This window comes from Flavobacterium sp. AK-301, assembly GCF_058310215.1.
In genome coordinates, this window is the sequence record NZ_JBZEES010000009.1 from 116,934 (window position 1) to 128,056 (window position 11,123).

Here is an 11,123-nt window from a genome sequence, read left to right on the forward strand (position 1 = left end):
ATAAACATGAAGTTAGATATATTAGTATTTGGAGCGCATCCGGATGATGCTGAATTAGGGTGTGGAGCTACTATAGCAAAGGAAATAGCATTAGGCAAGAAAGTAGGTATTGTGGATCTGACAAGAGGGGAATTGGGAACTCGTGGTTCTGCAGAGATCAGAGATCAGGAAGCTACTGCTGCCGGGAAAATTCTGGGGGTTGCTGTCAGAGAGAATTTAGCTTTTAGAGATGGTTTTTTTCTGAATGATGAGAAACATCAAATGGAGATTATTAAAATGATTCGGAAATATCAGCCGGAAATTATCCTGTGTAATGCTGTTGATGATCGTCATATTGATCACGGTAAGGGAAGTAAGTTAGTTTCTGATTCTTGTTTTTTATCGGGACTGATAAAAATAGAAACGCAGTTAGAGAGTCAAAACCAAGCACCATGGCGCCCGAAACAGGTGTACCACTATATTCAGTGGAAAAATATCGAACCGGATTTTGTAGTGGATGTTACTGGGTATATTGAAACGAAAGTACAGGCTATTATGGCTTACGAATCTCAGTTTTATAAAGCGGATACAAATGAACCAATTACTCCGATTGCTACAAAAAACTTTTTGGATAGTATCTATTATCGCTCTCAGGATCTGGGAAGATTGATAGGTACAGATCATGCTGAAGGATTTACTACAGAAAGGTATTTGGCTGTCAATAGTTTAGATAATTTATTGTAAATTTCTTTAAATTTTTTTTGCAATAATCAATATTTGATCTATATTTGCACTCGTTAAACAAATGGTGGTTGTAGCTCAGCTGGTTAGAGCATCGGTTTGTGGTACCGAGGGTCGTGGGTTCGAACCCCATCATCCACCCAGAAGGCAAAAGCTCCGAAGAAATTCGGAGCTTTTTTTGTTTTTAATAGTCTTTAACTTTCGTTAATGTTATCATCTATTTAGACCTAACCTGTTTTTAAAACAGGTTAGGTCTGTTTTTGGACAAGCTAGCTCTTTGTGCTAGCTCAGTTTTATCTGATGGGAATAGAAGTTTTAGATTAAAATATAAATATTCAATTTTATGATTTAAAAAAAAATAAAATGAAAAATATTTTTTTAAGTTTAGTAGTATTATTTTCTATATCTGTTTATTCACAAACAGGTCAACCCCGTTTAGCTAAAGAAGCATCTATAGACAATGTCTGGATTGAAATTTCGTCTTCTAATTTTATCAACAATATTCGTGAAATGAAAAAACTGCTCAATGGTAAAAGTGAGCTTTGTGCAGTAATAAAAGCGGATGCTTATGGACATGGAATTAAAGAATTACTTCCTTTTTTGATTCAGGAAAATATACAATATATCGCTTTTGGCGGTAATGAGGAAGCTCAAAAAATCCGTTCTGGAGGTTATACAGGAAAGTTAATGAGAATCCGCGCAGCAACTTATGAAGAAATAAAAGATGCGTTGGAGTATGAAGTGGAAGAACTGACAGGAAATCTGGAAACTGCTGTTTATATGGATCAATTGGCAGCAGAAAGAAACAAAAAAATAAAAGTACATTTGGCTTTAAATTCTACGGGAATGAGCAGAAACGGGATAGAACTTTCTACTGAAACAGGAAAACGAAATACGAAAAAAATAACGGAACTGAAAAATCTTCATATTGTGGGTGTAATGTCTCATTTTCCGGTAGAGGATAAAGAAGAGGTAAAAAAAGGGCTGAAATCTTTTGAGCAGGATATAAAGTGGTTTTTCGCCTATACCAAATTAGAAAGAGACTCGGTAAAACTCCATGTAGCTAATTCTTATGCAACGATAGAGGTTCCTGAAACACATTTGGATATGGTGCGGGTAGGAGGAGCTCTGTATGGAGATATGAGTCCTGAAATTCCTCGTTTTAAAGGGTTAATGACTCTTAAGTCTAAAGTAGCACAGGTAAATGAATATCCTAAAGGAAATACAGTAGGCTATGACAAGACGTATACGTTAATGCGGGATTCCCGCTTAGCGAATATACCTATAGGATATTCTGACGGATATAGACGGGTATTTTCTAATAAAGGAAATGTACTCATTAACGGACATCGGATACCTGGGGTAGGAAAAGTGTCTATGAATACGCTTATGGTCGATGTTACGGATTTTCCGGATGTAAATACTTCGGATGAAGTGGTATTGTTTGGTAAACAGGGAAAGGAAGAAATTACTCAGAATGAAATAGAAGAGATTAACGGTGCTTTATTGGGAGATTTGTCTACCGTCTGGGGGAAAATTAATCCTAGAGTGGTTAAATAAAAATAGTTCGGACGAGTGGGGGAACAAAAAAATATCTTTTGGAAATATATTTTATTTGTTTTCTTTTGGATTATTTTTTATCTTATGCCGGAATTTATAAATACTCCATTTCAAAAACAGCATCCTACAGCATCCGAACGATTGAAAGCGACGGGTAAAACTAAAAAAAACAACCGAAAAGAGACAGATTAAATTTGTCTAATTACATAAAAATCAGATAAATATCTGCAATAATACTATTATGAGAATAAATTTTTTTACTACAACAACCTTATTTGTTACTTTAATATTAAATATCTACAATGCCAACGCTCAGGAAACGGAAGGCATTATTTCAGTACAAGATTCAGCACCGTCTTCTAAATGGTATTTTCAAAATATTAATTTTATGAAAAGCGGTGATACACGCTTCGGTCCTTCTAAAACGGGGAATTTATATCTTGAATACGAGTTTTTTGGAAGAAAAAGCTTTGTTGATTTTTACGGATATATTGATTTTCCTAAGTTTTTTGGTTCTTCTACTGAGGGTTTTAAGGGTATCTGGGATGGGGGATCTCCTGTTTTCATGGAATTACAACCAAGATTTTCCCTGAATTCTATTCTGAATAAAGACTTAAGCTTATTATTTTTTAAGGAATGGTATATTTCTACTAATTATTTGGGGGACTGGGGTAAGAAGAGTAAATTCGGAAGAGCCAACAATTTATTTATAGGGGTTGGTACTGATATTAATACGCACTCCAAGCTTGTGTTATCTGCTAATTTTTATGTTAGAAAGGTATGGGAAAACTACGGGTCTCCTAACGAGAACAGCTGGGATGGCTTCCGTATCAAGGTTAAATCTTTTTATCCTATAGGTAAGGTTTTAAAGGGTGATCTTATGTATGTGGGATACGGTGATTATGATTTTGGTTCTAAGCTTGGCGACTATGATAACAGAACTTCTTCTTCTATCGTAATTTCTCAGGCACTTGACCTTTCATATAAACATTTTCATTTTACTGCTATGGGAAGGTATTTCAGAAATGGCGGTCAGTTTGAATACGGAGATATTCCTTTTAATACTCGCTCAAATAACGGATGGGGGTATTACCTTATAGCAGGAGCAAGATTCTAAAATATTTAATTTCTTCCTATAATAAGCTTATGGCTTATACATACTTATTTATTTAAACTTTTTTAGGAGGAGACAACAAAGCTGGCGCAAGCATCTTGCTTTAGGGTATTATTTTTGTCTTGTCTTGAAATAAGTTTACACTTCTATTTATACTTATTTCAAGACAAGACAATTTATGTTTTTAAATCACAACTGTCAGATTAGATTTGAGCTAGTACATCTCATACATTACCTCTATCGCTTATAAATTTTTGTTTCTTAATTTCCTCAAATCTTTCTTTCAGTAAAGGAATAAACGCAACAGCATTAAAATCTTGAAATCGGTCTTTATATTTTAAGATAATTTCTTCAAAATAATTAAAAATATCATCACAAAGTACTTCTCTGGTTTCTTCTTCCGATAATTCTTCGAACTTATCTAAAGCAATCATTTGGTCTATTATAAGCTTATTATCCTTTTTTATATATCTAGCAAATGATTTCAAATTACCTTCCTCAATATTTTTTAGGTGAAAAAACCTAATAATAGTACCAAGCGCTATATGGCTATATTTTTGATCAAGATTTGTTAATTGACTAGAAATGGACTCTTGCCAAGGATAGTCATTTAACCCGTTGGCTATATAACGTAATATCCTTTGATTTACAGTTGCTTTCTCTGCAGTTTTCCCTCCTTGTGAATCATAAGTAATTTTTAAAAAAATTCCCATAATATATTTATCCTTAAATGTTAATGATGTGTTTTATTACCAGGTGGTAATTTTTTGTGTTTTTGTTCATAATCTTCTATTTTTTGTGTTTCAATTGATCGATCTGTTTGCTTTGTGTTCCCAATAGTCTTTGGGTCAACTTCCTTTCTCAAACCAGCAGTAGTTACGTTTCCTTTTGCATCTAATATAGGTTTTCCATTAGCATCAATTGCAACAGAAGTAGCCCTTGATTTATTAATTCTTGCTTCGTCCAATCTTGTTTGAGAATATCTTCTAGTAGGATTTTGAGTCTCCCCAATTTTATAAATATCCCCCTCATTTAACCTTGTATAAGAGGTTGGGTTTAAACTCCCTTTTTCATAAACAGGATACCAACCATCAGTATCAGCAACAAGGTCATAAACATCTAACCCAAACAAGTCAATCCAAACATTAGTATCTTTTACATAACCATACAAATTCGGATTATTCCCTGCTAATCCTATTGGATCTTGGGATATATATCCACCTGTATCAGGATTATAATACCTAAACCTATTATAGTAAAGATCAACTTCAGTATCCTCATATTGTCCCTGATATCTAAAAGGGATAAATTCTTTTGTTCCTTTTAGATTCTGAACTTTTCCATAAATATCCAGTTCACATTCCCAGACAAGTTCTCCTTTTTCGTTATAAGCCTGATAAGGTGTTCCCAGATAATCTGAAAGGATAGAGTAGGTGTTTTCTCCAACTATTTTAGCGCTTGGTGTAAAGCTTCCTTCTTCATAGATCCAGGTGGCTAAGTTTTCTATAGGTTCTTCACTGCTATAGCTTAACTGTCCTTTTATGTCTATTTCCAGATTAGGTTTCTCTGTGCTGTTATATTGCCATTCGTGTAAAAGAACGTTGCCATCCCAAAGATAGCGATTTATTTTATTTTCTATACTTTTTGCTGTTCTTCTTCCCAGAGCATCATATTCAAATTCTACTTTTTTGCCGTCGGGTCCGGTTACTGATTTTAGCATACCGTTACCCTGCCACTGATAGCCCCAGTCTCCTGTTTGCCAACGCCATTTGTGCTCTTTTCCCTGTTCGAGAATCAACACTCTGTTGCCTGCCGGTGAGGTTCGTGTAGTTTTTAAAATAAGATTACCTTCTTCATCATAGATATAACGGTATTGTTCGTCTTGTATCAGTTTTCCTCCATCTGTATATTTTCGGTCCGTTCGTTCTTTTGTTTTATATAAATTTCCAACAGCATCCGGCATTTTATAGATTTGGTTGAGTCTGCCGTAATTAGCAGAAAGTAAATTTCCTTCTTTATCATAATCAAAGGAAGTTGCTCTGCCGGTTTGATCGTTTATAATTTGTTTTAAACGATCTCCGGGAGCCCAGATATATCTTTTTTTACTGCCTTCTGCATTTTTCCCCTGTATAACATGTTGCGTTACTTTTCCGGTGTTGTCTCGTTCTAGTTTTGAGCTAATATCTCCGGTGGTATATCGGGCTAATTCCAGCCCAAAGACATCTCGTTCAAATCGTGCCTGCCAGCCTTCTTTTGTGTTTATTTCCTGTAGAAATCCCTGATCGTTATACTGACTTTGTACGTCTGCTCCCAAGCTACTTTGCAGCTGTATTCTGTTACCATCTGTATCATAGGTGCTTTTTACAGAATATCCGTTCTGAATTTCTTCAATGACTCTTCCGGCTTTATCTCTTACTAATTTAATAGTTGAGGTTTCGTTAGCAGCTTCTTCCAGCATGCCGTCCGGAGTATAGGAAAAGTACTCTTTGCTTTGGTCGTAATGTTCGGCTATACTAATATTTCCTATGGCATCATATTGATAATTGGTCCAACGTTCATCGGGACGCAACACTTTAGTTACCAGACCATCGGCATTTCGGATATATTGTTTTTGTAAACCATCAAAACCCCATTCGCCTATAATTTGTCCTAAAGGGTCTCTGGTAAAACGATATACTTCTTCTGCTTCGTTTTTTATGCCTTTTAACTGTTCTTCTGTGTCATAAGCAAAAATTATTTTTTTACCGTCTTGTGTTCGGCTTTTTAAGTTGCCTAAGCCCCAGTATTCAAATTCTACTTCCTGATGGTTGTCTTTTGCTTTTATGATATTACCTGCTGCATCATATTCCAGATAATGATGATTTCCATCTGCCTCTATTAATTCGGTTAGATTTCCTGCTGTATCATATTTGTACAGTGTTGTTGCTTTATTGGGAAGTATTTCCTGTGTAACTCTGCCCATAAAGTCATATCTCCATTGTACGGTGCTTTTATCAGGCAGTATTGCCTGTGTTAGATTGTATTGTTTATCCCAGATTAATTGTGTTTTCCTTTTTTTATGATCTTCTATTGTTGTAAGCTGTCCTTCTTCATACTGATAGGAAGCGGTTGTATTGTCCGGAAAGGTTCTACCAATCAGTTTTCCTTGGTCATCATATTTCCATTTAAAATTGCTTCCGCCTGCAGAGCGGTAGTTTTCAATCTGATTCTTGTTGGTATACACTAAAGAAGTACTGTTCTCATTAGCATCAATGATTTTTACTAAATTCCCCTGTTGATCATAATAGTATTTAGTACTGTTGCCTTCTGGAGTAATAACTACTGCTAATTCTTTTTCTTCATTATAAGTTTGTCTGGTAACACCTCCTTTAGCATCAATAATGGTATGAATTAAAAAATTCTCATCATAATGATATTCAGTGGTGTGTCCTAGGGAATTAGTGGCAAATGTTTTTCCTTCTTCATAGCGGACCCAGTATTCTAAAATACCTTCGTCTCCCCAGGTATGGATACATTTAGCATCGTCTCCTTTTCCTTGATATTCCCAGTAAAAATTTAAGCCGCTTTGATTGGTTAAGCGGATTAACAAATGTCCATCATAATAAAATTTCTTATGCGCTTTTCCATTCTCATTAGAAACTTCAGTTAAGTTGCCTAGTTCATCTTGTTTATAAGAGACTAGTGTATAAACCCCCTCTGGTTTTTCAAGATCTATCTGACTGATATAACCTTTTTTGTTTTTTATAACATTTAATTTTCGTTGAGAACTATCTATAATATGCAGAAGATCTCCTTCATGATCATAATGAAGTTTTACTGTATGATTATAATTGTCTTCTATTCTTGATATGGGATAAAAATTTCTTTGTAGGTTTTCATTTATGAAACGATATGTTAATCCATTTTTATCTGTAAAAGCATATCCGTTTTCATCTTTAAACCATAAGATTTTTTCTGATCGATGGTAAAATTCTTCTCCTGTTAATAGTGGAGGAAGTATTGTTTCTCTACCTTCCGGCAATCGTAAAGCGACAAAATCTTCTTCTAACTTGGTATAACCAATATTATAACTGTGATGCCAATTATATCCTAATGTTGTTTTTATTTCTGCATCACTATAATAGGTACGAACCCAATTGATTGGAATGGGTCCGGGTAAAGAAAAATCTTCATTTTCGGCAAATACTCTTCCGGTCGCAGCATCTACTGGTTCTCCAAAAAGTATACAGTCTATTTTCTGTTGTATTTTAGCAAGTTTCTGTTGTATTTTATCGAGAAAAGGAAATTTAGTTGTTAGGAATTTATTTAATTTTGCCATTAGAGCACTTCCTCCGAATTTCTTCCAGGCTTTTGCTAGCCCTTTTATTCCTAACTTCATTAAATTACCAAAAAGATCTATTGTAGGAGGTCCTCCTACAAGAACTTCATTTTTTCCATGATTGAAATTTGTCAGTAAAACAGAAGTAGGAAGAACAAATGAAGTTTTAGGTTTAGCAAATTTTTTAGGTTTAGGTGGTTCTATCCAGCCAAAAGCATTGCAGGACAATACGGGATGGTACTTGGTGGAAAAAGGAGTACCATCTGCCAAAACCTTACTACTTCCCATAAACATTTCAGCATCAGACATTGGAGTAACAGTAGGTAAAGCATGAAAAATAATACCGGGTAAATGAATTAGTGGTGTACCTGCATTAGCAATCCATCGTCCGTTTGCTTTTACAGAGGGACGCATCATTGTAACAACTGTTTTGAGTACCGATGTTATGGAACTGTCATTTTCGGAGGGTGGGGGAGTACTGTCTGATATTGCTGCAAAAATAAAGGCAACCAGGTCAAATACGATTGCTACTGTAGGCACAGGACATACAGGCAACGGCCAAGGAAAGACGACAGGATGGATATCTATTCCAAATGCTAAATCTCCAAATTTTCCAACAGGCATTCCGGGCATAGATGGAAAAATAGAGGCTGCTAATTTAGCCTGTAACTTGTCTGAAGCAGATTTAGCTTCTCCTATTAGTGAAAGAAAGCCTCCTTCTTTAATTCTTGAGGCTATTTTAGAAGGTATATTTGATGGTGCTATTATTGACATTAGTTCTTTATTTAAGTAATTAGGACTTATTTAATATGTTCCGGATGATGGAAGTCGTTTTTCTTTAATAAGGATTTCCAGTCTTTTCCAATCCATTCGGTTAAATGATCACTTAATGTTTTTATCTCTGCTGTTGTTTTCTGTTCTTTTGCTATATTGTAAGCAATATCTGCAGAGACCAGATAGGTAGATTGTCTTCTTATATCTTCCGGTAGATAGGTTCCTGCCTGTATCGAAAGTAAGGCGTGATCCCATGCTTTGTTAAGATCTTCTTCTAAGTAGATAGAAGCGATTAAACGATACCCTTCCATAATAAAATAGACATCATTGTTTTCCAATGCATTGTCCACCAGTAACTGATAGCTTTCTAATGCTTTTTTCTGTTCTTTTATACTTAATAACAGTGCTGCTTTGAGTAGAATAGCAGAGCGCCATAACAGATACGATTGTTCCGGTTGTGCTTTTTTTAGTGTTATTGATAATGCTATTGCTTTTTCAATATATTGAAGGGATTTGGTATGTTTGGCAATTGTAAAATAAGAATTGGCAGCAATAAAATAAGCAGTGGACTGTATACCAACATCTTTTATTTTATCAGAAATAGAAAACATAATTTTAATGGCGGCTTGTAATGCAGTTTCATTATTTTTAGCAGCAATAGCCATTACATTTAATATCTGTTCATTAAACTGAGCAGTGGGGTCATGTGGTTTACCTGTTTTTCCATCTTTTTTAATAGCATTTTTAATGGCTTCAACCATTTGAAGAGAAGGGCTTAGTTCAATGACTTTGTTGCTGTTTTTTGCTTTAACGGAATTTAATTTCCGTTCTGATGCAATATCCATAGTAACAAAGCGAATTCCTTTGGGCAATCCTTTTGCTAATTGATTGTTAAACCATGTGGCTAAACCTCTTTGATGTAGCGCTAAAGGAAAATAGAGTATAAAGTTTTCTTCTTCCAGATTAAGTTCTTTTCTCAAACGGGAGAATTCCAACCAAAGATTTTCTGCAGTAGCATGCTGACTCATGTCCGGTTCATATGTTTCCGGTAAAATACCTGCTTGTTTTAGAGCTCCTGTCAGATTGTATTTTGGGTCTTCTGATTCTTCAAACCATGATAGATATTCTCTCCAGAGGTTATGTTCAAATTCCTGAGTATCTGTAAATACAGACTCAAAGCGGAAAAATAAATCTTTGAACACACCAATAGGAGACTGTTCTATCTGCATGAACTTATCAGTAATGTCAATATCTTGATATTCAGATACCCATATTACCATTTTCCAGTTCTTATTTTCTATTTTTCTCCACTCATCTCTTAGTTTGTAAAACTCATGAGCAATAGATGCCTGTGCCATAATTAAGAATTTATTTTTACAATCCCTGTTGAGGTTATTGTTGTATCTCCATCAGAATTAGTGACTATTTCACCTCCATTGCAACTTAATGTGGTCGCTCCTACAATTGTTGTTTCCGGACTTCCCATAGAAGATGTTTCAACGCCTGATATTCCTACATTTTGTCCGTTGAGATATATTCCGGGAGGAGCATCGTCTCCTCCAACGGTAATCGCTATTGTGTTTTCTCCTACATTCAGAATGATTGAGCTTATTGCTGTTAAAACTATATTCCCTTCTGAATCAGCCATAATAACAGCTTTTCCATCACCTATATTTATGGTTTTACTTAAGTCTGCATTTAACAGTGCATTTCCGGACCCGTCAAAAAACAGATTAGCAGGACCTTTATCTGTTAGATTTACAGATCCATCCAAATCGTTTAATACCAGTTTATTTCCGGAACGGGTTTGAATGGCTTTCTGATGGTTGTCTTTCATTCCGTTTCCGGGTTTTGCATTTCCGTTAAAGTTCATTCCGGATACATAGGCGGCATCGGGGTCATTCCCTGCAAAACATACGCGTACTTCTTCACCTACTTCGGGAAGGAAAATCATCCCTTTTCCGCCACCGGCATAGGAGGTTTGTACCCGAAGCCAGTCACTAATATTTTCTCCTGAACGTTCACTCCAGAAGTATTGTACTTTTATACGTCCTATTTCTTCAGGGTCATTATTGTCTATTATTATGGCAGGCTGATCGTAAGCAAAACCGCGAGTGGTTGGATCGGTATACGGAGGGTTGATACAGTCTACCGGAATTCCTTCCAGTTTATTGCTGAAATCTCCGGAACTAAGGCTGTAAAAACTACATTTAGTTACTATAATAGTATGGGTAACGGTTTTGTTCTGAATAGTTATAATTTGTCCAATGTTGATGGGTTGTTGTGTTGTTGCGGTATAGGTAACCATCTGAGCGGCTTTTCCGGCAGTGGCTAATTTGCTCATACGTTCGGCATCTTCCTGGTTTTTGGCTAACGGACTATAGTTGTGAAACGGAATGTCTTCTGTTAGTTTTCGTCTATATTGTGAGCTTTGTGCGTCTATAGCACTTTTCATTAGATCATCACTAAAACTGGCGGGTGTAACTTCTAGTTCTGATTTTACCTGAGCTGCTTTGGTGTAATCGTAACCAGATATTCCGGATTTGTTGCTGACCAGTTGGGCTTTCATTCCAAAATCTCTGAGGTGTACGCCGTTTATTAAAATTGTTTTGGACTCTTTTAGTTTTCCAAACTGTA

General features: G+C 35.6%; 7 protein-coding genes and 1 tRNA gene. 4 read left to right on the plus strand and 4 right to left on the minus strand.

Features of this window, described 5'->3' with window-relative positions; all coding sequences use genetic code 11:
• Positions 1-6 precede the first annotated feature (6 nt).
• From bshB1 to AC4FQX_RS12170, 4 genes are all read left to right on the plus strand, one after another.
• The gene (gene bshB1 / locus AC4FQX_RS12155) at positions 7-723 is read left to right on the plus strand and encodes a bacillithiol biosynthesis deacetylase BshB1 (protein WP_491167975.1); all 717 of its coding nucleotides are present in this window, start codon (positions 7-9) and stop codon (positions 721-723) included.
• 64 nt (positions 724-787) lie between these two features.
• Positions 788-861: transfer RNA gene (locus AC4FQX_RS12160), tRNA-His, on the plus strand.
• Between the two features lie 222 nt (positions 862-1,083).
• Positions 1,084-2,280 carry an alanine racemase gene (gene alr, locus AC4FQX_RS12165; protein WP_491167976.1) on the plus strand — a complete coding sequence of 399 codons (1,197 nt, stop codon included), beginning with the start codon at positions 1,084-1,086 and terminating at the stop codon, positions 2,278-2,280.
• A gap of 241 nt (positions 2,281-2,521) precedes the next feature.
• Entirely contained in the window at positions 2,522-3,397 is an 876-nt protein-coding gene (locus AC4FQX_RS12170) for an outer membrane protein OmpK (RefSeq protein ID WP_491167977.1), read from the plus strand.
• 221 nt (positions 3,398-3,618) lie between these two features.
• Here AC4FQX_RS12170 and AC4FQX_RS12175 read toward each other — a convergent pair whose 3' ends face one another.
• The 4 genes from AC4FQX_RS12175 to AC4FQX_RS12190 form a co-directional block, all read right to left on the minus strand.
• The gene (locus AC4FQX_RS12175) at positions 3,619-4,107 is read right to left on the minus strand and encodes an Imm44 family immunity protein (protein WP_491167978.1); all 489 of its coding nucleotides are present in this window, start codon (positions 4,105-4,107) and stop codon (positions 3,619-3,621) included.
• Positions 4,108-4,127: 20 nt separating this feature from the next.
• Complete coding sequence (locus AC4FQX_RS12180; RefSeq protein ID WP_491167979.1) at positions 4,128-8,486, minus strand: DUF6531 domain-containing protein; 4,359 nt, start codon at positions 8,484-8,486, stop codon at positions 4,128-4,130.
• Positions 8,487-8,512: 26 nt separating this feature from the next.
• Complete coding sequence (locus tag AC4FQX_RS12185) at positions 8,513-9,844, minus strand: hypothetical protein (RefSeq protein WP_491167980.1); 1,332 nt, start codon at positions 9,842-9,844, stop codon at positions 8,513-8,515.
• A 2-nt stretch (positions 9,845-9,846) separates the two neighbouring features.
• A partial coding sequence (locus AC4FQX_RS12190) for a phage baseplate assembly protein V (protein WP_491167981.1) occupies positions 9,847-11,123 on the minus strand: 1,277 nt, incomplete at its 5' end.

Excerpts from the sequence above, each read along its gene's own strand:
- AC4FQX_RS12185 (WP_491167980.1), bottom strand. The coding sequence starts at position 9,844 with ATGGCACAGGCATCTATTGCTCATGAGTTTTACAAACTAAGAGATGAG.
- AC4FQX_RS12170 (WP_491167977.1), top strand. The coding sequence starts at position 2,522 with ATGAGAATAAATTTTTTTACTACAACAACCTTATTTGTTACTTTAATA.
- AC4FQX_RS12180 (WP_491167979.1), bottom strand. The coding sequence starts at position 8,486 with ATGTCAATAATAGCACCATCAAATATACCTTCTAAAATAGCCTCAAGA.
- bshB1 (WP_491167975.1), top strand. The coding sequence starts at position 7 with ATGAAGTTAGATATATTAGTATTTGGAGCGCATCCGGATGATGCTGAA.
- alr (WP_491167976.1), top strand. The coding sequence starts at position 1,084 with ATGAAAAATATTTTTTTAAGTTTAGTAGTATTATTTTCTATATCTGTT.
- AC4FQX_RS12175 (WP_491167978.1), bottom strand. The coding sequence starts at position 4,107 with ATGGGAATTTTTTTAAAAATTACTTATGATTCACAAGGAGGGAAAACT.